Below are 24490 nucleotides of genomic sequence, written 5' to 3'. Positions count from 1 at the left end.
ATGAGCATGTGGCGAAAGACCCTGGTCTATCTCGGTCTGGTCGAGGAACCCGACGAGTACGACGAGATGCCCGAGCGCTTCGAGGAGCAGGCTCGGGCGGCCCGCCCGGCGATGCACGACACCACCGGGCCGATCGCCGTCGTGCGCCCGGACGACGAGGACGACTTCGGGCTGTCGGAGGTCGTGGGGCGCAGCGCCGGCGGTGGGTACCGCAACAGCGGGTCCGGTGGTGACCTGACCGAGCCGGTCTCGCAGGTCGCGCTGGACGAGGAGCGCCGTTCCGCGGCGTCGTCCGATCGTCCCCGGCGCCGGGCCCCCGCCGAGGACCGTCCGGCCCGTCGTGAGGACGGCTCCAACGTGCGTGCACTGCGCCCCGACGACGACACCGGGCACCAGATGCCCGCCGGTCTCGGCCGTCGCGTCGCCATCGTGGCGGTCACCGACTACGAGGACAGCGCTCGCGAGGTGGGCTCGCGGTACCGACAGGGCTCGCCGGTCGTGTTCGACCTGACCGACGCCCCGTCGGAGGCGCGCAAGCGCGTCCTGGACTTCGTTGCCGGGACCACCTTCGCGTTGCAGGGCGAGATGATGAAGGTCGGCGCCAAGTCGTTCCTGATCGTGCCCCGCGGCACCGAGATCCCCGAGCGCGAGTGGACCCGGCTGCAGACGCTGGGTTATCGCCCGTGATCATCCTGTGCCTGCTGGTGACGGCCTACCAGTTGGTGGTCCTGGCCTACGTGATCCTGAGCTTCGTGCCCGAGCCCCCGTCGGGCCTGCTGCCCATCGTGCGGGTCGTCAACGGGCTGGTCGACCCGATCGTGCGTCCGCTCCGCGGGATCATCCCGTCGGTCCCCCTGGGTGGCGCGCGGCTCGACCTCACCATCATCGTCCTGTTCATCGTGCTCATCATCCTCCAGGAAGTGGTCTGCTGACCGGGCCGCGGCAACCAGGCCGGCCGACCATCCCGGTGCCCGTCCGCCGGCAGGTGGGTGCAGCCCGCTGACCTCGTGGCCGGACCGGGCCAGCACCCACGACACGACCGAGTTGGAGTTCCACATCTCGCCGGTCGCCTGCTCGTCGCGGCCCCAGGTGGCCGCCGGCACCTGCGCCACCAGTTCCAGCAGCCGGTTCGTGCGCGCCTCGGTCGTGGGCACGTCCACGGGACCGCCGACGGCGAACGCCTCGTCGGGCAGCACGCCGTCGTGCCAGCAGCGAACCTCGTAGCGGAACAGCCGCGACCGCCCGAGCCAGGTCGCCCCGACCGGGCCCTCGCACACGACCCCGCGATCGGGCACGTCCAGCGACCAGACCGGGCCCATCTCGACCACGACGCGGTCGGCGCCCGTGCGGACCTGCAGCGCGGAGTGGAACAACGGGTGGCGATCCCGTCGGTGGCGCGCGGCCACCACGGCCTCGAACACCTGCCCGGACAGGCGGACGCACCGCGCGCCGTCGCCCGCACCCAGGGGCAGCCAGTACAGGCCGACAGCGCAGCGCGACGTGGTCGCCATGGGGTCCCTCCGGATCGAGTCGATCCAGTCGACCCCGGCCCGCGAGGTCCGGGAAGGGCCGAAGGTCACGGCTGCCTCGCCCGTTCGGACCCGCGCGCACCACCCGCCGACCGGACACGGCCGGATCGGGCCGGGTTCGTACCGTGGGCGTGTCGGCGTGGGAGGACGCGATGACCGTGCGGGTCGGCACCAGCGGGTGGCAGTACGACGACTGGCGCCCGGCGTTCTACCCGGAGGGCATGGGGACCGGGCGGTGGCTGGGCCACTACGTCCGCCAGTTCCCCACCGTGGAGGTCAACGCGACCTTCTATCGCCTGCCGACTCAGCGCTCGGTCCAGCGCTGGCACGACACCGCGCCGGACCGGTTCCGGTACGCGGTCAAGGGCAGCCGCTACATCACCCACAACCTGAAGTTGGGGGACGGCACCGCCGAGGCCGTCGACCGGGTGGTGGACGCCGCTGCCGGGCTGCGGACCTTCTTGGGCATCTGGCTGTGGCAGCTGCCCCCGAACCTGCATCGGGACGTCGGCCGGCTGCGCGACTTCGTGACGGTCCTGCCCGCCGGTCACCAGCACGCCGTCGAGTTCCGGCACGCCTCGTGGTTCCACGACGAGGTGCACGGAGTCCTCGACGAGCACGGGGTTGCCCCCGTGTGGTTGTCGGATCCGGAGTTGCCGGCGGTCTGCCCGGTCCTGTCGGGTCCGGTCTACGTCCGCTTCCACGGTTCCCAGGGCCAGCGCTACCACCACCGCTACAGCCGCGACGAACTGGTCCCGTGGGCCGACCGGATCCGCGACGCGGCGGAGCAGGAGCGTGACGTCTGGGTGTTCTTCAACAACGACGTCGACGCCGCGGCCGTGGACGACGCGCGGACGATGTCCGAGTTGCTGCCCGGTGTCACGATCGACTGGTGAGTGGGCCCGCGCGGCGGGCGGCGATCTCGAGCGGGTTCTCGCGATAGCCGTAGCGAGCCGCGTACCACAGGTACAGCGGGTACATGAGCACCCCGAGACGTTCGAACTGGCGGACGTGCACGGCCTCGTGGGCCAGCAGCCGGTCCGAGGCGCGGTCACCGCGCACCACGATCGCGTGGCCCATCGTGTTGGCGCCGAGGCCGGCCTGGCGCAGGGCCCAGCCCGACGGCCCCGACACGCCCGTGGCGACGAACGCGCCGATGCGGTCGTCCCAGGTCGGCCGGCCACCGCCGAGCACCGCCATCGCCAGTCCCACCAGCGTCACCGGTGATGCCCACGCCAGCCCCATGCGGCGCCGGCCACGCTCCAGGGGTGGTGGCGCCCAGGTGCACACCCGGGCCGCGACTCCCCGGACGGCCGGCGGCACCTCGGTGCCCCCGTCCGGGCCCAGTGGGGCCAGGCGCCCGGCCCGCTCGTCGGCCAGTTCCCGGGCCCGTCGCCGCGCCGCCACCAGCCCGAGCACGACCAGGAGCACGCTGGCGGCCGTCCAGGCCGCCGAGGACGTCCGCCTCCGGGCCACGCCACCCTCCTCGGCTCGCGATCGACGTGGTCGGCATCCTACGTACTAGGGTCGACTCCGGGTCCCTCCCGAGTCGCTGGCCCGGCCCCGGGAGGGTCGGGGCCACCGGTTCGCACGAGGGATGACCATGACGACCCGGGTCGACGTGCTGGGTCCGATCCGGGTCCGCGACGGGGACGACGAGGTCCACGTGGGCGGCCCCCGGCAGCGGGTGCTGCTGGCGACCCTGCTGCTCCATCACCCGGGTGCGGCGCCCGTGGCCGAGCTCGTGACCGCGGTGTTCGGACGTGACCCGCCTCGACGTGCCAGGGCGACGCTGCGCACCTACGTCACGAGGCTGCGGCGAGTCCTGCCGCCGGACGTCGAGATCGTCTCGCGGGCATCCGGCTACGCCGTTCGACTCCCCGAGCGCGACGCCCTGGACGCGACCCGGTTCGAAGCGACGATCGCCCACGCGGAGCGACACCTCGACCACCACGAGCATCCGGCAGCCGTCGAACGGTTGGGCGAGGCGCTCGGGCTGTGGCGCGGTCGGGCGTTCGACGACGTCGCCGACCGGTCCTGGGCAGCGGCCGAGGTGCAACGGCTCGAGCAGCGACGGACACGGGCCCGAGAGCTGTTGGTCGACGCGCTCGTCGCCGACGATCGCGCGGCCGATGCGCTCCCGGTGACGCGTGAGCTCGTCGACGGCGATCCGTACGACGAGTCGCAGCGACTGCGGCGTGCCCGCACCCTGTACCGCGCGGGTCGGGCCACCGACGCCCTGGGGGAGTTGCGCGCGTTCCGCCGCCGCCTGGCCGACGAGCTCGGACTCGTCGCCTCCACCGACCTGGACGGCCTCGAGCTGGCGATGCTGCGCCACGACCCGGGCCTCGGCGGGGGACGACCCGTCCGTGGCTACCTGGTCGGGGATCGACTCGGCAGCGGGGCGTCCGGCCCGGTGCACGTCGCCCGCAGGCCCGGGTCGGACGTCGAGTACGCGATCCGGATCTATCCGGCCGAGCTGGCCGACGACCCCCGCTTCATCGCGACCTTCGTCGACGACGTCCGACGGGCAGCGGTGCGACCGCATCCCGGGCTGGTCCCGATCCACGACGCCTGGCGCGAGCCGGGGATCGCCTACCTCGTCATGCGGCGACTCACCGGGACGAGCCTGGCCGAGCGGCTTCGCCACGGCCCGTTGTCGCGCGAGGAGCTCATGGCCCTCCGAGAACGGGTCGGCGGTGCCATGGCAGCCGTTCGCGAGGTCGGACTGCGCCACGGCCGGCTCACCACCGCGTCCGTGCTCTACGACGACGGGCTGCCCTTCCTGACCGACCTCGCGTTCGGCGAGCGCGACCTGCGCGGCGGCGACGACGAGGCCGACCTGGACGCACTCCTGGAGGCCGCGGGCACGACCAGTCGAGTGGCCCCGACGCGTCCCCGAGTCAATCCCTACGTGGGCCTGCGGGCCTTCGAGGCCGAGGACGCGGACTGGTTCCACGGGCGTGAGCGGCTCGTCGACACCTTGGCGGATCGCGTGTCGGCCGACGATCCGGACCACCGCTTCACGCTGCTGGTCGGTGCGTCCGGCAGCGGGAAGTCGAGCCTGGTCCGGGCCGGCCTGGTCGCGCGCCTGCGTGCCGAGCCGGCCGCTCGTTGGCTGGCGGCCGTCACCCAACCGTCGTCCATCCCGTTCAAGGACCTTGCCCGGGCGCTGCGCCGGGTCGCCCCGCGCAGCGCGGCCACGGTGCTCGACCAGCTGGCCGACGGGGAGGGGTCGCTGGCGAGCGCCGCCGAGGCCCTGCTGCGCCCGGGCGACCGCCTGCTGGTGGTCGTCGACCAGCTCGAGGACCTGTTCGCCCTGCCCGACCCCGAGGTGCTGTCCTACCTGGCCACCCTGACCGAGGCCGTCGGAGCAGACTCCCGGATCGGGGTCGTCGCGGCGCTTCGTGCCGACCACTACGACCGCCCACTCCGGCTCGCGGGGCTGGGTGACCTGCTGCAACGCGCCACGATGGTCCTGGGGCCCCTCGACCGCGAGGCTCGGCGCCGCGCGGTGCTCGAGCCAGCCCGTGCAGCCGGACTGGAGGTCGAGGACGAGGCGTTGATCGCCCTGCTCGACGAGGGTGGCGACAGCCTGCCCGCACTGCAGTACGCCCTGTACGACCTCGCAGAACGCGCCGGGCAACGCATCACCGCTGCCGACCTCGCCGCGATCGGCGGCGTCGACGGCGCCATCGCGCACCAGGCCGAGCTGCTGGTCGTGGCAGGCCAGCACGGGGACGGCGCTGCAGCGCTGCATGGACTGTTCCGGCACCTGGTCGGCGTCGACCGCCACGGTGAGCCCGTACGTCGACGGGTGCCGCTGCGATCCGTGCTGGACGATCCGGCCAGCCCCGAGGAGGCCACCGTGCAGGCCTGGATCGACGCGCGCCTGCTGTCGACGGACCGTGACCCCGACTCCCGGGAGCCGATCGTGCAGATCGGCCACGAGGCGCTGCTGCGGGCCTGGCCCCGGCTGCAGCGCTACCTGGACGACGAGCGCGACTGGTTGCGACAGGCGTCGCGGGCGCGGGCGGCGGCCGAGGAGTGGGCGAGACTCGGGCGGGACGACGACATGCTGTGGCGCGGCAGCCAGCTCGCGCGGGCCGACGACGTGCTCGGCGACCGCGAGACCGCGCTGGCCGAGCCTGCGACGTCGTTCCTGGCCCGCAGCCGAGAGGTCCGGGCCGCCGAGGTCGAGGCTGCCGCTGCCGGCGAACGTGCGAGGGAACGTACGACACGCCAGCTCCGCCGCCAACGGGGCTGGCTGGCTGCCGCCCTCGTCGTGGTCGTCCTGGCGGCGGGGCTGGCCTGGCAGCTCCGCAGGGACGCACTGGCGGCCGCGCAACGCGCCGACGATCGGGCTCGTGCTGCCACCGTGGGCCTGGTCGCCGCCGCCAGCGAGGCGCGGGGGGAGGACTGGACCCGGTCCCTCCTGTTGGCGGTCGAGGCCCGACGGCTCGACGACTCGCCGGCCACCAGGGAGGCGCTGCTCGCGACGCTGAGCAGTCCCAGCCCGGTCCCGGCCCCGCTGTACACGGCCGCCACGGCCCTCGTGGCCATGGCCCAGGCACCCGACGCGACACGGCTGGTGACCAAGGACGCCGACGGCACCGTCGCCGTCCTCGACGGCGACGGGAACCTTCGCCACGACGGGCTCGCCACCCCTCCCTCGTTCCATCGGGGTGGCCTGGACGTGTCGGACGACCTGGTCGTGTCCAGCGGCACGGACGGGGCGGGGGCGGTCCTGCTCGACCTCGACACGGGCGCCCGGGTCGGGTCCGTCGACAGCGGAGCGACCGAGCTCCCCGACGTGGCCTTCCACCCCGACGGGACCCGGTTCGCGATGTCCGGCGACGGGCGTGTCCGGATCTTCGACACCGCGACGTCGGAGGTCGTCCGCACGCTGGCGCACCCCGGCGGCGTGCCCCTGGTGTCCGTCCTGTGGACCCCGGACGGCGCGCGGCTGTACGCCGGCGGCGCCGAGGGCACCGTCGCCCGCTGGGACCTGGACGTCGACTCCGCGGAGCCGGCCGCCACGACGACGGCCAGCGACCTCGGCAGCCCGATCGTGGACCTCGACCTCATGGCCGACGGGGGCCTGCTCGTGGCCGCGACCTTCGACACGGGGACACTCCTGCTCCACCCGGACGAACTGCAGGTGGTGGCCGGCCCGCTCGGTGCCGACAACGCGGTCCTGGGAGTGGGCGTCGACCCGTCCGGCACCGAGCTGGCCGTCGCCGCGAGCAGCAGCGTGGACCGGTGGCAGGTCTTCCCGGGTCGGGCGCCGGTCGAGCTCGCCCCCACGGGCGGTGGCGCGACCGCGACCTACACGGGTCCCGACGAGCTGGTCACCGGCGCGCTCGACGGGACGGTCGCGACGTGGAGCCTGCGCCCCGAGCTGCCGGGACTGGCGTCGCTGGACGAGCTCGGCGTCGGCAACCCCCGCCTCGACCCGACGGGCAGGGTCCTCGCGATGTGGGGCTGGGGCGCCGGGGTGCGCCTCCACGACGCCGACACGCTCGAACTGCTCAGCACGCTGCCGGTCGACGATCCCGAGCGCACCTCGTTCAGTGGCATCGCGTTCGACGGCGAGGGGGCCACCGTGGCGACGGTGTGGTGCACGGGGCCGTCGCACGTCTTCGACGCACCGTGTGACGGCAACGTGGCCGTCCACGACGTGGCCACCGGCCAGGTCCTGGCCGGGCCCGAACCGACCGGACAGCTCGCGCCATGGGTGTCGAGGTCGATCACCTGGTCGGGCGACGGCCGCTGGATCGCCACCGGGCACGTCGACGGATCCGTCCAGGTGCGACGAGCCGACGACCTGGCCCTGGAGCTCACGCTCACGGACCTCACCTCGACCGGGGGCTTCGTCACCGAGGTCGACTTCACCGACGACGCCACGCCCACGGGCGTGTTGGTCGCCACCGTCGGCACGGATGCGGCGACCTGGGCGGTGCCCGACTGGGACCTCCTGGCGCGCGACCGTGTCGGGGTGACGGCCCACTTCACGCCGGACGGGCGGCTGCTCACCAGCGACCAGGACGGCACGGTGAGCCTTCGTGACGAGCGGCTCGCGGTCCTGGGCATCCACCGCGGGTTGCCCGGTCCGGCGACGCGTCCCGCGTTCACGTCGGACGGCGCACGGTTCGCCACCATCGACGACTTCACCGGCCAGACCCGGATCTGGCGGACCGACCCGCTGGCCCCGATCGGGGGTCCGATCGGGGTGGCTGGCCGCGCCGGCGGTGTCACGCTGTCCCCCGACGGCACCCGGCTGGTGGTCGGTGGCGAGCGCGCGTGGGCGCTCGACCTCGATCCGGATCGCTGGGAGGGACACGCGTGTGCCGCGGCACGGCGCAACCTGACCCGAGAGGAATGGACCACCCACCTCGGCGCGGAGCCCTACCGGCAGACCTGTCCGCAGTTCCCGCCCGGATCCTGACTGCAACAGGACCGCAACACCCGACCCCGACCGTGGGGGCGTCACGAACGACGAACCCACGGAAGGGCTCACCATGTCGAACACCACCCGCATCTCGGCCGCCCTGGCAGCCGGTGCACTGCTCCTGTCCCTGGCCGGCCCCCCCGCGCCGGCCGTCGCGACCCGACCCGGCGGCGAGCCGATCGCGGAGCTGCTCGCCGTCTTCCCCGACCTCCGCAACGGGATGGTCGGCTACCTGAACGTGACCCGGGCCGACTGGTGTGCATGGGAGGCGTCGGGCTTCGACGGACCGGCGCCGCTCATCGAGGCGTTCTCCCCGACGTGGGTGCACACGACCGGCACCGGCCAGGTCCGTGGCAGGGCCCGCGACGACCTGCACCTGGAACTGTGGCGACTGGACGACGACGCGGAGCTCACGAGCTCCTGCGAGGACACCAGCGACGCCACGGAGGTGTTCGCGACCGGCAGCGCCGACGTGACCGCCGCCGACCTCTCCTTCGACACGGGCGGGCACGGCGCCTACGTCGCCGACATGACCATCCGGGCCACGCTGGACGGGACGGATGGACACGCGTACCACTACCGCCTCCACGTCATCAGCCTGGTCGACCCGAACGGGGTCGTGCGCCACGGCGACACTGCCCACATGACCCTGAACAGGATCGGGTAGGGAGGAGGGCACGCAGTCCGTCGCCTCGACGGCGCGCTCGAGGCCGGGAAGCGGCAGTGGTCGCCCCGGCCTCGACGGCGTGTCGACGTCCGGCGTGCACGGGCCCGACGGGTACCGTCCGTGGCCATGGACGCCACCACCGAACCCGACGCCCAGGCCGTCGACGTGCCCGACGCCGAGCCCGCCGAGACGGCCGCGAGCCGTCGGTCGCTGGCGCTCGGCCTGGGGGTGGCCGCGGCCGTGGTGGTGCTGGACCAGGTCGTGAAGTACGTCGTCGAGCAGGTGCTCGACCCAGGCGTGTTCGTGCCGTGGCTGTCCGACGACATCGGGTGGCAACTGGTCTACAACGACGGTGGCGCCTTCGGGTTGCCGATGCCGTCGTGGTTCTTCCTGGTCGTCACCACGGTCGTCGTCGTGGTCGTGGTCCGCAACCTCCCGCGGGTCGTGCGCGCCCTCCCGACGGTCGCCTACGGACTGCTGCTGGCCGGTGCGCTGGGCAACGTGATCGACCGGCTGGTCCGGGCCGGCGACCCGGGGGACCCCCGGTTCCTCCACGGCCACGTGGTCGACTTCGTGGCGTGGGGCTCCTTCCCCCGCTTCAACGTCGCCGACGCCGCGATCACGATCGGCTTCGTCCTGCTGGCCTGGGACCTGTGGCGCACCGGCGAGGACGGTGGCCTGCCGGGCACGTCCTCCGACGACGCCACCGGTCCGTAGGGGTGCCGGGCGAGGGACGTGACGTCGAGGTGGGCGCGGAGCACGCCGGTCGACGACTCGACCAGGTGCTCGCAGAGCTGCTCGGGACCAGTCGCAGCCGAGCCGCCGCCCGGATCGACGACGGGGACGTGCGGGTCGACGGCGACGTCCGTCCACGATCCCATCGCCTGGGCGGTGGGGAACTCCTGGCGGTGCGCGACGAGGAGCCCGTCCCGGTCACGCCACCGCCCCCGCTGCCACCCGTGCTGTACCGCGACGACCACCTGCTGGTGCTGGACAAGCCGGCGGGGCTGGTCGTCCACCCGGGCCACGGTCATCCCGACGGGACCCTGGTCGACGCGCTGGTGGCGGCGGGGGAGGACCCCGAGGGCGGTGACCCGGCCCGCCCCGGCATCGTGCACCGGCTCGACAAGGACACCTCCGGGGCGATGCTGGTCGCCCTGGACGCGATCGCCCACGACGGACTGGTCCGTGCCCTCGCCGCGCGGGAGGTCCGCCGTTCCTACCTGGCCGTCGTCGAGAAGACCCTGCCGGCCGTCCACGGCACGATCGACGTGCCGCTGGGTCGTGACCCCTCCGACCGGACCCGGTTCGCCGGACGGGCCGACGGCCGGCGGGCCGTCACCCACTTCCGGGTCCAGGCCGAGGGGCGGCTGCCCAACGGCGTTCCCGCCCAGCTGGTGGCCTGCCGCCTGGAGACCGGGCGGACCCACCAGATCCGCGTGCACCTGGCCCATGCCGGTGCACCGGTGCTCGGTGACCGCACGTACGGCGCATCGGCGTCCGCGTCGTCGGTCGGCCTGTCCCGGCCCTTCCTCCACGCGCTCCACCTCCACCTCGTCCACCCGTCCTCGGGCGAGATCCTGGACGTGGAGGCGCCGCTGCCCGTCGAACTCACCGCGGTGCTCGAGACGCTGGGGATCGACCCGGCCGGGGCGACGGCGGACGCCGTCACGTGGCCGCCCGGGGGATGACCGCCGCAGCCGACGACCTGGCGGGGTGGGCTGGTAGGGTCGCGGGTCGAACGACATCCGTGTGGTTCACCTTCCCCTCCACACGGGTCGAACCGCATGTCCATGTCCGAGTCTCCCGACCGGGGAAGGCCCTGAACCCGTGAGCCCGAGCACCGACCGCGACGCCTTCGTCCACCTCCACGTCCACAGCGAGTACTCGATGCTGGACGGGGCGACCAGGATCGACGACCTGGTCGAGGTCGCGGCCCGCGACGACCAGCCCGCGGTCGCGGTCACCGACCACGGCGTGCTGTTCGGACTGGTCGAGTTCCATCGCGCGGCGAAGGCGGCCGGGGTCAAGCCGATCCTGGGCTCGGAGCTCTACCAGGCGCACGGCAGTCGCTTCAGCCAGTCCCGCACGCCCAGCGGCGACCGCTACTACCACCTGACGGCGCTCGCGGCCGACGACACCGGCTACCGCAACCTGGTGAAGCTGTCGACCCGGGCCTACATGGAGGGCTACTGGTACAAGCCGCGGATCGACAAGGAGCTGCTGGCCGAGCACGCCGAGGGCCTCGTCGTGCTGTCCGGCTGCCTGGGTGGTGAGGTCAACCAGGCGCTGATGCGCGACGACGAGGCCGCGGCCACGCAGGCGCTGGCCGACTTCCGCGACATCCTCGGGCCGGACCGCTTCTTCGTCGAGCAGATGGACCACGGCATCGACGAGCAGCGGGCGAACTGGCCCCGGCTGGAGAAGCTGGCCGCCGACCTGGGCCTGCGGACCGTCATCACCAACGACAGCCACTACACCGCCGCGTCCGATGCCGAGGCCCACGACGCCCTGCTGTGCATCGGCACGGGCTCGCGGATCTCCGACACCGACCGGTTCCGGTTCTCCGGCCCGGAGTACTACCTGCGCACCGCCGAGGAGATGTGGCGCCAGTTCGGCACGGTGGCGCCCGAGGCGCTGCGCGCGACCCTCGACATCGCCGAGATGTGCGACGTCGAGCTGGAGTTCGGCCAGGACCTGCTGCCCGCCTTCCCGACCACCGACGGGCGGACCGAGGCCGAGGAGCTGCGCGCGATGGTGATGGAGGGTGCGCGCGAGCTGTACGGCGCGGACCTGTCGACCGAGGTGCGCGAGCGGATCGACTACGAGCTGTCGGTGATCGAGTCGATGGGCTTCCCGGCCTACTTCCTGATCGTGGCCGACCTGTGCGACTACGCCCGCCGGGTCGGCATCCGGGTGGGTCCGGGGCGTGGGTCGGCCGGTGGCTCGGTCGTGGCCTACACGACCGGCATCACCCGGGTCGACCCGATCCGCCACGGGCTGATCTTCGAGCGGTTCCTGAACCCGGACCGCAACGAGATGCCCGACATCGACATGGACTTCGACGACCGTCGTCGTGGCGAGATGATCAGCTACGCCGCCGAGCGCTACGGGTCCGACCACGTCGCCCAGATCATCACCTTCGGGACCATCAAGGCCAAGTCGGCGATCCGTGACGCCGCCCGGGTGCTGGACTACCCGTTCCAGATGGGTGACGACCTCACCAAGATGATGCCGCCGCCCGAGCAGGGTCGCGACGTCCCGTTGCAGGAGGCCTACGACAAGTCGGCCGACCTCGCTGCGGCCAAGAACGACCCGGACCAGCGGCGCGTGCTCGAGACCGCCGAGACCCTCGAGGGGCTGAAGCGCCAGCACGGCATCCACGCCGCTGCCGTGATCATCGGCGCCGAGCCGCTGACCGAGACGATCCCGTTGCTGCGCACCGACAAGGGCGAGGTCGTCACGCAGTACGAGATGGGTGCGTGCGAGTCCATCGGCCTGCTCAAGATGGACTTCCTGGGGCTGCGCAACCTCACCGTGCTGTCCGACGCCGAGGGCCACGTCGCGGCCAACCGCGGCGACTCCGTCGACCTCGACGACCCGGTCCTGCTGGGCGACATGGACGACCCGGCGACCTACGAGATGCTGTCGACCGGCCACACGCTGGGGGTCTTCCAGCTCGACTCGACCGGCATGCAGGGGCTGGTCCGCAAGCTCAAGCCCAACCGGTTCGACGACATCTCGGCACTGCTGGCCCTGTACCGCCCGGGGCCGCTGGGCATGGACATGCACACCACGTTCGCCGACCGCAAGAACGGGCTGGAGGACACCGCCTACGACCACGCCGACCTCGAGCCGATCCTGGGCGACACCTTCGGGGTGGTCGTCTACCAGGAACAGGTGATGCGCATCGCCACCGACCTGGCCGGGTTCTCGATGTCGGAGGCCGACAAGCTGCGCAAGGCGGTCGGCAAGAAGAAGCGCGAACTGATGGAGGCGATGCGTCCGCAGTTCGTCGAGGGCGGGGTCGCGTCCGGCTACGAGCGCACGCTGATGTCGGACCTGTGGGACCTGATCGAGAAGTTCGCCGAGTACGGGTTCAACAAGGCCCACACGGTGGCCTACGGGGTGGTCAGCTACCAGACCGCGTGGCTCAAGACGCACTACCCGGTCGAGTACATGGCGGCGCTGCTGACCTCGGTCAAGAACAACAAGGACACCAAGCCGATCTACCTCAACGAGTGTCGGCGCATGGGCATCCGGGTGCTGCCCCCGGACGTCAACTCGTCGGCGTCGGACTTCACGCCGGTCGGCGACGACATCCGGTTCGGGCTGTCGGCCGTGCGTGGCATCGGCGACGCCGTGGTCGAACAGATCGTCGCGGCGCGGACCGAGCAGGGTGCCTTCACGGACTTCCGCGACTTCTGCGCCAAGGTCGACTCGTCGGTGCTGAACCGACGCACGATCGAGAACCTGGTCAAGTCAGGGGCGTTCCTGTCGCTGGGCCACACCCGGAAGGGGCTGCTGGGCGCCTTCGAGCAGATCGTCGACGCCGCGCTGGTGTCCAAGAAGGCCGAGGCCGCCGGCCAGGAATCGCTGTTCGACCTGCTGGCCGACGGCGGCGACGACACCGACGTGGCCTCGCTGACCGACGGGGTCGAGATCGACCGGGCCGAGTTCCCCACCTCGACCATCCTGCGCCTGGAGCGCGAGATGCTGGGGCTGTACGTCTCGGACCACCCGCTCAACGGCACCGAGCGCCTGCTGGACGAGATGACCGACACCTCGCTGGCTGACCTGCGCGAGGCGGGTGACAAGGCCCGGGTGCGCGCCGGCGGGGTGCTGACCTCGGTGACCAAGCGGTACTCGTCCCGGGGCGAGACCTATGTCCGGGCGACGCTGGAGGACCTGACCGGGTCCACCGAGGTGACGATCTGGCCGACGGTCTACCGGGTCGCGCACGAGGCCCTGGTCGAGGACGCCATCCTGGTGGTCCACGGGCGGGTCGAGGAGCGCGACGAGGTCTACTCGCTGGTGGCCAACAAGGTGACCGTGCCGGACCTGTCGGAGGTGCGGGGTGCACCGCTGGTGGTGTCGTTCGCCGCCCAGCAGGCCACCGACAGTGCGATCGACGAGCTGTCGCGGATCCTCGACGCCCATCCGGGCCACGTCGCCGTGCACGTCGAGCTGTCGGGGGTCGGCCAGCCGACCCGCCGGTTCGTCCTGGGTGACCACCACCGCGTGTCGCGGCGGGCCGGGCTCTTCGGCGAGCTCAAGGCGGCCTTCGGCCCGGACGCCGTCCAGGAGCCGGCCGGCCACGTCGAGTTCGCGGCACCGCCCCGGGAACGGTCCTGGGACTAGCCACGTCCGGCGCGGACGCGACCGCGCCGCGCAGGTTGGCTGCGCCGGGGGTCGTCCGGTCCGGGTCCCGGATCGCGGGAGCGGGGTCCTGGCGGGATAGCGTCGGTCGCATGGTGCTGGATGCGTACTCACGGGTGGTCAGCGAGGTCGCGGCGAGCCTGCTCGGATCGGTGGCAAGCATCAGCGTGGCGGGGCGCCGACCCGGTGACACCGGGGGTGGCTCGGCCGTCGCGTGGCGTGACGACGGGCTGCTGGTCACCTCGGCCCACGTGGTCGCGGGAGTGGCGGGCGGCGGTGCTGCGTTCGCCGGGCCCGACGCCGCCTCGGGTGGTGACGGGGTCGAGGCCGAGGTGCCGTTCGCCGTGGTCGGCACGGATCCCCTGTCGGACCTGGCGGTCCTGCGCACGGCCGACGCGCCGGTGCGCCCGGCGACCTTCGGGGACGCCGACGACCTGGTCATCGGCCAGCTCGTCGTGGCCGTCGGCAACCCGCTGGGCTACGGCGGGTCGGTGAGTGCCGGGGTCGTGTCGGGGCTGCGTCGGTCCATCGCGACCCGCGAGGGCCGCACGACGCGGCTGGTCGAGGACGTGATCCAGACCGACGCGGCCCTGCATCCCGGCAACTCCGGTGGCGCGCTGGCCGACGCCGAGGCCCGGGTCGTGGGGATCTCGACGGCGCTGGTCGGCTCGTCGCTGGGGCAGGGCCTGGGGCTGGCGGTGCCGATCACGACGACGACACGACGCGTCCTCGACGCCCTGGCCCGTGACGGCCGGGTCGAGCGCTGGTTCCTGGGGCTGGAGGGAGCCGGCCGACGACTGCGCCCACGCGCCGCCGAGCAGACCGGCCGTCGCGAGGGCGTGGAGGTCCAGCGGGTCGTCCCGGGCTCACCCGCGGAGCGGGCCGGACTGCGCGTCGGCGACGTGGTGCTGGCGCTGGACGCCGATCCCGTCCGTCGTCCGGGCCAGCTCCAGGGGCTGTTGACCGGCAGGAGCGCGGGACCGGTCCTGCTGGGGGTCGTCCGCGGCGATCGCCGGGTCGAGCTGTCCGTCCAGCCGGAACGCCTGGGCGGCTGAACCCCGCCGGGGGTTGCACTCAGCTCGTCGCGATGGCCCGGAGCCAGTCCGCGACCCTGGCGGCGTGCCCGATCTCCGGGAAGTCGCGTCCCGGTCCGGCGACGTGGCCGATCGTGACTGCCGTCGAGACCTGGTCGGGAACGGGCGGGACGGGCTCGTCCATCGCGGTCGGGAGGTCCTGGCCACGCCGGTTGGCCACGCGTCGGCGGCGGACGACGTCGTGGACGCCGTCCAGGCCGTCCCGTTGCCACCGCTGCAGGATCGCCCAGTGGTCGGTGCGGGTGCCGTCGGGAGCCCGGTCGGGGTGCTGGAGGAACCACGCCGGGACGGTGACGGCGTGCAGCCGGCCGTACGGGTCGGGACGCGAGAACTCCAGGGCGAGGAGTCGGTCGAACAGGTCGCGGCAGTCGGGTGCGCCGCACTCGTGGCAGGTCAGTGGCATCGTCAGCCGCCCTCGCGCCACCGTCGGACGAGGCGTCGGCCGGTCCGCGTCGGCACGAACTGCTCGACGTCGATGCGGGCGGCGTAGTCGGCGGCGAGTCGTTCGAGGTGGGCTCGCGCGACCTCGCGCTCGTCGGCGTCCCGGCACGACGCCAGGGCCACGGCCGCGTGCCAGCCCTGGGTCCGGGCGTAGCGCAGCAGCGCCTCGGCGGCGTACTCGTCGAGGCGGAAGGCGAAGGCGTCGAGGATCCGCACGGTGGGGGAGAACTGGTCGGCCAGCAGGTCCTGGACCCGGTCGACGGTCCGTGCGAGGACGTGGTTGACGGCGTCGTAGTCGAACCGACGTCGCGCCAGCACCACGGCGGTGTCGCCGTCCTCGGCGAGGTCGCCGTGGGCGACCAGCGTGGCGGCGACGGCGCGGGGCAGGTCGTAGACGATGTGGGCGTTGATGCCGAGCAGGGCGTGTTCGACGACGAGGTGGCGGTTGCTCGTGGCGGTCCGGAACGCCACCTCCCACGGCGTCGCGCAGCGTCCGTCCCGGCACCAGGCGTCGTCGGCGTCGAAGTAGGTCTCGGCGAAGCGGAGCGTCAGGTCCCGCGTCCAGTCCCGGTCGAGGAACAGGTCGTCGTCGAGCGATGCCTGCATCGACTGCGTCATGCTGCGATAGACGGTCAGGAAGATGCGACGCAGGTCGTCGTCGGCGTGGTGTTGCTCGAGACGCTCGTCCATGCGGCCGACGAGTTCGTCGAGCCGTGCCGTCGTCCTGTCACCCATGTGCATCGCCCCCGTCGTCTCCCCGTCCGAACGGTAGGCAACGCACGTCCCCGCTGCCGTGGCGGCCGGGTCGACGCAGGCGCAGTCGGGCATGCCTCGACCCGCGCGGGCCATGTGGCCGGCGCGGAACGAGGCATGGGGCGGTACGGGGGGACAGGCGAGCGTGTCAGGGCAGGTGCTCGACACGGCCCGTGCCGATCACGGCCCGCGCGGCGTCGGCGGATCCTTGCCGGACGGGTCGTCGGTCGGGCGTGACGGGGTGGTCGGTCGACTCGGTGGCGTGGGGAGGTGGAAGGGGGGAGGTTGGTGGACCTGGTAGCCGGACGTCGGCACGGTCCAGGTCCGCGACCCGTCGGGGTGGCGGTCGAGCCGCCACTGTCTGCGGGTCTTGCGGGTGTGGGCCCGTCGCGACACCAGCCCGAGGTTGTCGACGTCGGTCGGACCCTCCGGCCACGGAACGACGTGGTCGACGTCACACAGCCGCGCCGCGGTCGTGGAGGCCGGTGCGGTGTCGTGGAGGTCCCGTGCGATCACGGCGTCACGCAGCCACCCGGGCGGCACCTTCGTGCGGTGTCCGACCCCGACGACCTGCCCGACGTCGTCGACCGCGACCAGCCGTGTCGCGGCCCCGTCGGCGACCCAGCGGCGAGCCACGTCGGAGGTGACCTTCATCCGTCCGGCCAGCTTCGTCAGCACCCACGCGGGCGTGGTCCCGTCGATCAGCGTGTCGACGTGGCAGGTCAGCGTGACCGACGGCACCCGACGGCTCCGCCCGGACGTGTCGTCGTCGAGGTGGAGCGGTGCGAGGGTGCCGGCCCGCTTGCCGGTCACCAGCGCGAACAACGCATCGGCCCGGCGCCGGCTCCGTGCCGCTTCGAGGGCAGCGGCGTGCCGGTGCGCCTCGGTGAGAGCGCGGTCGTCGTGCACCGACGAGCGGTCGTGGCCGTCGGGCGTGTCGGAGTCGTCAACTTCGTTCGTGGCGGCCAGCGGGTCGTCGTCGTAGGGGTCGGCGAGGGTGGCGGCCATGTGGTCGATGGCTTCGACCCAGGGCATGAAGTGGGTCGGGTCGTAGTCGCCGTGGAAGTTTCCGGAGCCGTCCAGCCGTGGCGTGATCCTCATCTTGTTGTTCGCCACCGGCGTGCGGTCACGCTCCTTCGTGCGTTGCCCGACGAGCTGGTCGGCGAGCCAGTCGATCTCCCACACGAGGTGGTCGGCCTCGACATCGGCATGCGACACGGCCCGTTCGGCCACGAGTGCGTCGATGCGGTCACGCCCCGCGACGTCCACGGTCCGGGCCGCAGTGACAATCCCACGGACCTGGCTCCAGGACACCTGACCTTGCTGGAACGCCGACCGGACGGCCGGCATGACCGCCAGCGTGGTCGCGACCCGCAGCAGCGTGTTGCGTTCGAACCCGACCTGCCGGCACGTCTGCGCCAACACCACCTCGACCGGCACGCCCAGCGTGGTCTCGCACGCGTCGTCCTCGATCGCCCGGATCAACGTCTCGACCAGATCGGCCGCGAGCCGGTCGAACCGCCCCGCCGCCTCCACCAACCTGCCCACGATCGCGGCCTGGCGGCTCCCGGACCAGTCGACCTCCCTGGCTGCCGACGGCGCCGGCGCCACCCCCTCCGCCACCGGAACGACGGTCCGCGCCCGACCGGCGGGTCGGGGGTCGGGAGTCGGGGCGTCGTTCGAGGTCATGTGAGGCACCGTAACCCCCTGCTGCGACATCCCGACCGCCAGATTCGACCGTTGTGGAGAACTCGATCCGCGCTCGATCCGATGGCTGGGACAGGCCGACCGCACCCCGACACGTGCCAGTCTCTGGCACGTCTGTGGCCGGCCCTCACGTCCCCGAGCCTCCTGCCGGAGGGAGGGACCGTGCCGACGGACCGGGGCGACTCAAGCGGAGCGCAGTGCGCCAGGACATGGTCCGTGGGGAAGACCGTCGCAGCCGGCGGGCGCGCGAGCACCAAGCGGAGCCCCGGGCCGACGGTGCGGCCCGACCACCGGACCAACGCCCACCGACCAAGCGGAGCCCCGGGCTGACGGTGACGCCCCGACCACCAGCCCACAGCCCACCCGGGCCGACGGTGCGGCCCGACCCCCGGCCTGGCCCACCGCGTACTCGCGGGCCCTTGCAGCTGCCCCAGCACGCGTCCGGTCGCCGCCGGGGTCCGAAGTACGCTGCGACCGCCCGGCGACCCCCACGGCTCGCACGTCGCCGGTGACCCACCACACCCCTCGACTCCGACGACCTCCCAGGACCCCGCGACCATGACGACTCCGCGCCTGACCCGGATCGACGCGACCGACTCGGTGGCCGACATCCATGCGTCGCTCCCGCGCCCCCGGGTCGACCTGTCCGCGGCACGCGACGGCGTCGAGGCGACGCTCGCGGCCGTGCGCGACCGGGGGGACGCGGCCGTCGCGGAGCTGAACGAACGGTTCGACGGGCAGGGGCGGCTGGACATGCGAGTGCCCGACGAACTCCTCGACGAGTCCCTCGAGGCGCTCGACCCGGACCTGCGGGCGGCGCTGGAGCGCGCGGCCGACCAGGTCCGCTGGTTCCACGAGCGCGCCCGTCCCCACGAGTGGTCCGACGAGCGCGACGGCGCCCGCATGGGCCAGTGGTGGCGCCCGGTGCAACGGGCCGGCATCTACGTCCCCGGTGGCAAGGCGGCCTACCCCTCCACGGTCGTGATGACGGTGGTGCCGGCGCAGGTCGCCGGCGTCGAGTCGCTGGTGCTGTGCACGCCCCCGACTGGCCCCGACGGCTGGCCGAACCGCACGATCCTCGCCACTGCCCGCCTGCTGGGGGTCACGGACGTGTTCGCGGCCGGCGGCGCCCAGGCGATCGCCGCGATGGCCCACGGCACCGAGACCATCGACCCGGTCGACGTCGTGGTCGGACCGGGCAACCTGTACGTCTCCCTGGCCAAGCAGCGCCTGGCGGGGGACGGCCTGATCGGCATCGACGGCTACGCCGGGCCGACCGAGGTGGCGATCGTCGCCGACGACAGTGCGGACCCGCGGCTGGTCGCGGCCGACCTGGTCGCACAGGCCGAGCACGACGAGCTCGCCACCTGCCTGCTGATCACCACCGAACCCCACCTGGTCGACGCCGTCGAGGACGCACTTGCCGACGAGGTGGCCGCCACCCGCCATGTCCAACGGGTCGAGGCGGCGCTGGCCGGCCAGGGCACCGCCATCGTCGTGGCCGACATCGCGGACGCGATCACCGTGGCCGAGCAGTTCGCCGCGGAGCACCTCGAGGTCCACACCCACGATCCACACGACGTCGCCGTGCGGATCCGGTATGCCGGGACGACCTTCATCGGCCCGTCCACGCCGGTGTCGCTGGGCGACTACGCCTCCGGCCCCAACCACACGCTGCCGACGTCGGGGACCGCCCGCTTCACCGGCGGGCTGACCACCGCGTCGTTCATGGTCCCGGTCAACTGGGTGTCCTACGACGACGACTCGCTGGCCGAGCTGGCACCGACCGTGCTGGCCCTGTCGGCCGCCGAGGACCTCCCCGCGCACGGTCGCGCCGTCTCGATCCGGCTGGAGGACACCCCGTGACCCCCGGCACCGAGGCGACCCCGCACGCGCGCACGCCGGTCCGTGACGACCTCGCCGACCTGGTCCCCTACGGCGCGCCCCAGCTGGACGTGCCGGTCCGGCTCAACACCAACGAGACCGCCGAGCCGCCACCGGACGTGTTCCTCGCGGAGGTCGGCCGCCGCATCCAGTCCCTGGACCTCAACCGCTACCCGGACCGGCCCCACACCCGGCTGCGCGAGCTCCTGGCGGGCCGGGTCGACCTCGACGTCGGCCAGACGTGGGCCGCGAACGGTTCCAACGAGGTGCTGATGCAGCTGCTGCAGGCCTACGGCGGACGGGGCCGACGGCTGGCGAGCGTGCGGCCGGGCTACTCGATGTACCCGGTCCTGGCCCGGGTCAGTGCGACCGAGTTCGTGGAGGTCGACCTCGCCGACGACTTCGGCTGGGACGACCGGGTGGTGGCCGACCTGGCCGCGGCCGATGCCGACGTGGTGTTCGTCGCCAACCCCAACAACCCGACCGGCATGCGGGTGCCGGCCGAGGTGCTGGCCGCGCTCCACGACGCCGTCGCACCGGCGCTGCTGGTCGTCGACGAGGCCTACGTCGAGTTCGGCGGTGCCTCGGTGGTCGAGCACGTCGGGACCTGGGACCGCCTGGTCGTGTCCCGCACGTTCTCCAAGGCGTTCCGCCTGGCCGGGCTCCGACTGGGCTACCTCCACGGACCCGACTGGGTGGTCCAGGACCTGCGCCGGGTCCGGCTGCCCTACCACCTCGACGCGCTGAAGCAGGTCGCCGCCGAGGTCGCGATCGAGCAGGAACAGGCGTTCCTCGGTCATCGCCAGCGGGTCGCGGACGAGCGCGACCGGGTGATCGACGCCCTGCGCGCACTCGACGAGGTGCATGCCTGGCCATCGGATGCGAACTTCGTGCTGTGGCGTGTCCCCGACGCACCCGCCGTCTTCGACGCCCTGCTCGACCGGGGCGTGCTGGTGCGAGACTTCTCGTCGAAGCCACGCCTGGACGACTGCCTGCGGGTGACCATCGGGACCGCCAGCGAGAACGACGAGTTCCTCGCGGCGCTGGCCGACGTCCTGGCGTCGTCGTGAGCACCGACGGCGGGGGCGACGACTTCGACGACACCGACGAGCTGCCATCGACCTCCCAGGTCTTCAAGGTGCCCGACGACTCCCCGGCGGCGCCGACCGTCCCGGTGGACCCGGGTCAGCGCTCGTCCACCACGCCACTGCCGTCACGATCGGCCGACGTGGGGACGGCCCGCCGGCCGACCACCCGCGACCCGGTCGACGAGTCCGACCGGGTGGCGGCCGCCCGGCCCGCACGGTTCGCGTCGTCGCGTCGTCGTGCACTGCTGTGGGACGCCGGGTGGTGCCTCGTGACCGGCGTGGTGCTGCTGGTGCTGGCGGCCGCCGACCGCCCGGTGGAGTACGGGCCGACGTGGGCCACGGTGGTCTCGGGGATCGTGGCGATCCTGTGGGCCGCCGTCCTGGCAGGTGCCGCGGCCGGCGGTGTGTCCCGGGCGGCCACGACGCTGGTCGGCCTGCTCAACCTCGCGGTCGGAGCGGGCGGCGTCGCGCTGGGCTGGGCGCGCCCCGACGTGCCGACGCTGCTGGTCGTGCTGGCGGCACAGGTGGCGGGCTTCGGCGTGCTGCAGCTGGTCGCGAGCGTGCGTCGCTGACGGACCCGCCGTGCCGGCGCACGCAGGCACGCCGGTACCGTTCGGGGCGGTCCGGGGACCGCCCCCGGCCACACCACGAGCAGGGACGACGGGATGGCACAGCGGCGCGGCCGGGTCGAACGCGACACCAAGGAGACCCGCATCATCGTCGAGGTCGACCTCGACGGGTCCGGGACGGCCGACGTGGCCACCGGGGTCCCGTTCTTCGACCACATGCTCGACCAGCTCGGACGTCACGGGCGACTCGACCTGTCCGTCCGGGCCGACGGTGACGTCGAGATCGACGCCCACCACACGGTCGAGGACACCGGGATCGCCCTGGGCCAGGCGCTGGCGGAGGCATGGGGCGATCGCGCCGGGGTCGAGCGCTTCGGCGACGCGACCGTGCCGATCGACGAGGCCCTCACCCGGGTCGCGATCGACCTGTCGGGCCGCCCCTACCTCGTCTGGGACGTCGACACTCCGGTCCAGGTCGTCGGCACGTTCGAGACCACGCTGGTCAAGCACTTCTTCGAGGCGGTGGTCGCCAACGCCCGCATCACGCTCCACGTCGAGAACCTGTCGGGCGACAACAGCCACCACATCTTCGAGTCGGTCTTCAAGTCCGTCGCGGTGGCGCTGCGGCGTGCCGTCGCGGTCACCGGCACCGGCGTGCCGTCCACGAAGGGCGTGCTGCAGTGACGCCGACCCCGGCCTCGGCGGCACCCAGGGCCGCCGTGCTCGACTACGGCGCCGGCAACGTGCGGTCGGCCAAGCGCGGGTTCGACGCTGCGGGGGCCGACGCCTTCGTGACCGACGACGTGGCCACGGCGGCCGCGGCCGACGTGCTGGTCATCCCGGGCGTCGGCCACATCGCCTCGTGCCTGGCGAACCTGCGGGCCAGCGGCATGGTCGGCCTGTTGACCGACTGGATCGGGCGGGAACGACCCGTGTTCGGGATCTGCGTGGGGATGCAACTGCTCTACGGCCACTCCGCGGAGGGCGACACCACGGGACTCGGGCTGCTGCCCGGTGCGGTGCGTCGCTTCACCGACGACGTCACGGTGCCACACATGGGCTGGGACGTCGTCACGGCGGCACCCGGGCACCGCGACGACCCGATCCTGGCCGGGGTGGCGGGGGAGCGCTGCTACTTCGTGCACTCCTACTTCGCGGTGCCGGATGACCCGGCCCACGTCGTGGCGACCTGCGACCACGGGGCCGCGACCGGCTTCCCGTGCGTGGTGCGCGAGGGCAGTGTCGTGGGCACCCAGTTCCACCCGGAGAAGTCCGGCGAGGTGGGGCATCGCCTGCTGCGCAACTGGCTCGCGAGCCTGTCGTAGGTCCGACGGAGCAGGGGCGCGGCCCTACAGGTCCAGGTCGCCGTCGACGATCCGCTGGCAGACGTGGTGGAGCTTGGTGCTGGTGGAGCGGGCGTGGCGCCGGAGCAGGCCGAACGCGTCGCTGGGGGTGATGTCCAGCTTGCCGGCGACGATCCCCTTGGCCTGCTCGACGATGACCCGGCTGTCCAGGGCATGCTGCAACTGCTGGGCGAGGTCGCGTGACTCGGACAGCTCCAGGTTGTTCAGGACGTAGCCCGACGCCATGTTGGCCAGCACCTGGCCCACCCGCAGCTCCTCGTCGGTCCAGTCGTGTGGCTCGACCGTCCACAGGTCCAGGGCGCCGATCCGCTGCTCGTGGACCGGCATGGGCAGGCCGGCGACGGCGGCCAGGCCCTGGTCCCGTGCGGCGGCGGCCAGTTCGGGCCAGCGGTCGTCGGCTGCCAGGTCCGACGACGCGACCTGGGCGTTGTCGTGGAAGGCCTGGATGCTCGGACCACGGCCGTTCTCGAGTTGCAGTTCCTGCAGCGTCGCCACCCGCTTGTCGGTCGTCGACACGAGTGCCAGTTGGTCGTCGTCGTCGGCCAGCACGACCCCGGCTCCGTCGATCTCGAGGACCTCGACGACCTGGTCGGTGAGCCGGTACAGCATCTCGCCGATGTCGTAGGTCTGCAACAGCGCCCGGGCGTAGCCCTCGTAGGCGCGGAGCAGGGCGGCATGGTTGAGCATCGGGGGGACTCCGTTCCCGGTGGTCAGGCGTCGTCGCGGGCGAACGCGGGGTCGTCCACCAGTCGGCGGGCGGCGTCGTGCAGCGTGGTGTCGTGGCGGTCGGCCAGGGCCTGCAGCGCGTCGAACGCACCGCGGCGGTCGAGGTCCAGGCGGCCGCCCAGGATGCCGCCGGCCTGCTCGACGAGGGCCCGGCTGGCCAGGGCGTGGCCGAGCTGGGTGCTCAGGCTGTCCGGCGTGCTCAGGGCGACGCTGGTCAGCAGGTAGCCCGACGCCATCGCGGCCATCATCTGGGCCACCTCGACCTCGCGCTCGGACCACGCCCGCGGATCCACCTGGTAGAGGTTGAGCGCACCGATCGGTCCGGTGTTGGTGGGCAGTGGCACGGCCACGACCGCGCGGAACCCGAGGTCGTGGGTGGCCTGGCGGTAGGCGGGCCAGCGCTCCTCCTCCGCGAGGTCGTCGACCACCACGGGCTCCCGGTCGAGGTAGGCCTGGTGGCAGGGGCCACCCTGGACGTCCTGGTGCTCCTCCACCTCGGCGACGACCGGGTCGGTGGCGGCGACGAAGCCCAGCAGCTGGTCCTCGCGCGCCAGCGAGACCCCGGCGCCGTCGACGCCGACCACCTCGACCACGCGCTCGATCAGGGTGTGCAGGACCTCGTCGACGTCGAAGGGGTTCACCAGTCCCGTGGCGAAGTCCTCGAAGGTCTCCAGCAGTGCCCCGTCGTCGACCACGCTGGATCGTCCTTCCCCGTCATGTCCGTCCCGCCCTCCGGACGGACGGCTCGAACGGTAGCCGACCCCGGACCGACGCACGAACGGGTCCGAGCGCGGTCGTGGCACCGCACACGGCGGTCCGCATGTTTGACAATTCGGTC

At 73.0% G+C, this 24490-nt stretch carries 20 protein-coding genes; 14 read left to right on the top strand and 6 right to left on the bottom strand.

The genetic code is table 11. The annotated features are described in order from the left end of the window. From KR546_RS12070 to KR546_RS12060, 3 genes are all read left to right on the top strand, one after another. Window positions 1-687: a cell division protein SepF gene (locus tag KR546_RS12070; RefSeq protein ID WP_238444961.1), complete on the top strand. Its 687-nt coding sequence runs from the start codon at window positions 1-3 to the stop codon at window positions 685-687. Further along, a complete protein-coding gene (locus tag KR546_RS12065; RefSeq protein WP_238444960.1) occupies window positions 684-932 on the top strand; it encodes a YggT family protein in 249 nt (82 codons plus the stop codon). Before KR546_RS12070 ends, KR546_RS12065 begins: the two co-directional genes overlap by 4 nt. 749 nt (window positions 933-1681) lie before the next feature. Next, window positions 1682-2425, top strand: a complete 744-nt coding sequence (locus tag KR546_RS12060) for a DUF72 domain-containing protein (RefSeq protein WP_238444959.1) — start codon at window positions 1682-1684, stop codon at window positions 2423-2425. Here KR546_RS12060 and KR546_RS12055 read toward each other — a convergent pair. Next, complete coding sequence (locus KR546_RS12055; RefSeq protein ID WP_238444989.1) at window positions 2409-3005, bottom strand: hypothetical protein; 597 nt, start codon at window positions 3003-3005, stop codon at window positions 2409-2411. The two genes, KR546_RS12060 and KR546_RS12055, sit on opposite strands and share 17 nt — an antisense overlap. A gap of 127 nt (window positions 3006-3132) precedes the next feature. Between KR546_RS12055 and KR546_RS12050 the strand changes: the two genes are divergently transcribed. The 6 genes from KR546_RS12050 to KR546_RS12025 all read left to right on the top strand — a co-directional run bounded on the left by KR546_RS12050 (window position 3133) and on the right by KR546_RS12025 (window position 15081). Then, window positions 3133-7977, top strand: a complete 4845-nt coding sequence (locus KR546_RS12050; protein WP_238444958.1) for an nSTAND1 domain-containing NTPase — start codon at window positions 3133-3135, stop codon at window positions 7975-7977. A gap of 73 nt (window positions 7978-8050) precedes the next feature. Then, a complete protein-coding gene (locus tag KR546_RS12045) occupies window positions 8051-8647 on the top strand; it encodes a hypothetical protein (RefSeq protein ID WP_238444957.1) in 597 nt (198 codons plus the stop codon). Window positions 8648-8773: 126 nt separating this feature from the next. Then, on the top strand, window positions 8774-9364 hold the full coding sequence (lspA, locus tag KR546_RS12040) for a signal peptidase II (protein ID WP_238444956.1): 591 nt from the start codon (window positions 8774-8776) through the stop codon (window positions 9362-9364). A gap of 2 nt (window positions 9365-9366) precedes the next feature. After that, on the top strand, window positions 9367-10338 hold the full coding sequence (locus tag KR546_RS12035; protein WP_238444955.1) for an RluA family pseudouridine synthase: 972 nt from the start codon (window positions 9367-9369) through the stop codon (window positions 10336-10338). 139 nt (window positions 10339-10477) lie between these two features. Then, entirely contained in the window at window positions 10478-14008 is a 3531-nt protein-coding gene (gene dnaE / locus KR546_RS12030) for a DNA polymerase III subunit alpha (protein WP_238444954.1), read from the top strand. A 110-nt stretch (window positions 14009-14118) separates the two neighbouring features. Further along, on the top strand, window positions 14119-15081 hold the full coding sequence (locus KR546_RS12025; RefSeq protein WP_238444953.1) for a S1C family serine protease: 963 nt from the start codon (window positions 14119-14121) through the stop codon (window positions 15079-15081). Window positions 15082-15100: 19 nt separating this feature from the next. On the opposite strand, the gene KR546_RS12020 is transcribed toward KR546_RS12025, so the two are convergent. The 3 genes from KR546_RS12020 to KR546_RS12010 form a co-directional block, all read right to left on the bottom strand. After that, window positions 15101-15523, bottom strand: a complete 423-nt coding sequence (locus KR546_RS12020) for a DUF5946 family protein (RefSeq protein WP_238444952.1) — start codon at window positions 15521-15523, stop codon at window positions 15101-15103. 2 nt (window positions 15524-15525) lie between these two features. Next, window positions 15526-16296 carry a DUF5995 family protein gene (locus tag KR546_RS12015; protein WP_238444951.1) on the bottom strand — a complete coding sequence of 257 codons (771 nt, stop codon included), beginning with the start codon at window positions 16294-16296 and terminating at the stop codon, window positions 15526-15528. Between the two features lie 198 nt (window positions 16297-16494). After that, window positions 16495-18003 carry an HNH endonuclease signature motif containing protein gene (locus tag KR546_RS12010; protein ID WP_238444950.1) on the bottom strand — a complete coding sequence of 503 codons (1509 nt, stop codon included), beginning with the start codon at window positions 18001-18003 and terminating at the stop codon, window positions 16495-16497. 576 nt (window positions 18004-18579) lie between these two features. Between KR546_RS12010 and hisD the strand changes: the two genes are divergently transcribed. From hisD to hisH, 5 genes are all read left to right on the top strand, one after another. After that, window positions 18580-19887: a histidinol dehydrogenase gene (hisD, locus tag KR546_RS12005; protein WP_238444949.1), complete on the top strand. Its 1308-nt coding sequence runs from the start codon at window positions 18580-18582 to the stop codon at window positions 19885-19887. After that, window positions 19884-20975 carry a histidinol-phosphate transaminase gene (hisC, locus tag KR546_RS12000; RefSeq protein ID WP_238444948.1) on the top strand — a complete coding sequence of 364 codons (1092 nt, stop codon included), beginning with the start codon at window positions 19884-19886 and terminating at the stop codon, window positions 20973-20975. Before hisD ends, hisC begins: the two co-directional genes overlap by 4 nt. After that, on the top strand, window positions 20972-21565 hold the full coding sequence (locus KR546_RS11995) for a hypothetical protein (RefSeq protein ID WP_238444947.1): 594 nt from the start codon (window positions 20972-20974) through the stop codon (window positions 21563-21565). Before hisC ends, KR546_RS11995 begins: the two co-directional genes overlap by 4 nt. A 93-nt stretch (window positions 21566-21658) precedes the next feature. After that, window positions 21659-22246 (top strand): imidazoleglycerol-phosphate dehydratase HisB, encoded by a 588-nt coding sequence (hisB, locus tag KR546_RS11990; RefSeq protein ID WP_238444946.1) that lies wholly within the window; start codon window positions 21659-21661, stop codon window positions 22244-22246. Beyond that, window positions 22243-22887: an imidazole glycerol phosphate synthase subunit HisH gene (gene hisH, locus KR546_RS11985; protein WP_238444945.1), complete on the top strand. Its 645-nt coding sequence runs from the start codon at window positions 22243-22245 to the stop codon at window positions 22885-22887. Before hisB ends, hisH begins: the two co-directional genes overlap by 4 nt. Window positions 22888-22911: 24 nt before the next feature. Here hisH and KR546_RS11980 read toward each other — a convergent pair whose 3' ends face one another. Both KR546_RS11980 and KR546_RS11975 read right to left on the bottom strand, forming a co-directional pair. After that, window positions 22912-23613 carry a GAF and ANTAR domain-containing protein gene (locus tag KR546_RS11980; protein ID WP_238444944.1) on the bottom strand — a complete coding sequence of 234 codons (702 nt, stop codon included), beginning with the start codon at window positions 23611-23613 and terminating at the stop codon, window positions 22912-22914. A 23-nt stretch (window positions 23614-23636) separates the two neighbouring features. Continuing rightward, window positions 23637-24347, bottom strand: coding sequence for a GAF and ANTAR domain-containing protein (locus KR546_RS11975; protein WP_238444943.1), 711 nt, complete (start codon window positions 24345-24347; stop codon window positions 23637-23639). Between the last annotated feature and the right edge of the window lie 143 nt (window positions 24348-24490).

It is taken from the genome of Salsipaludibacter albus (genome assembly GCF_019798055.1).
Classification (GTDB): Bacteria; Actinomycetota; Nitriliruptoria; order Nitriliruptorales; family Nitriliruptoraceae; genus Salsipaludibacter; species Salsipaludibacter albus.
Note: the sequence above shows the minus strand (reverse complement) of the source record. Positions and strands in the feature narration are given on the sequence as shown.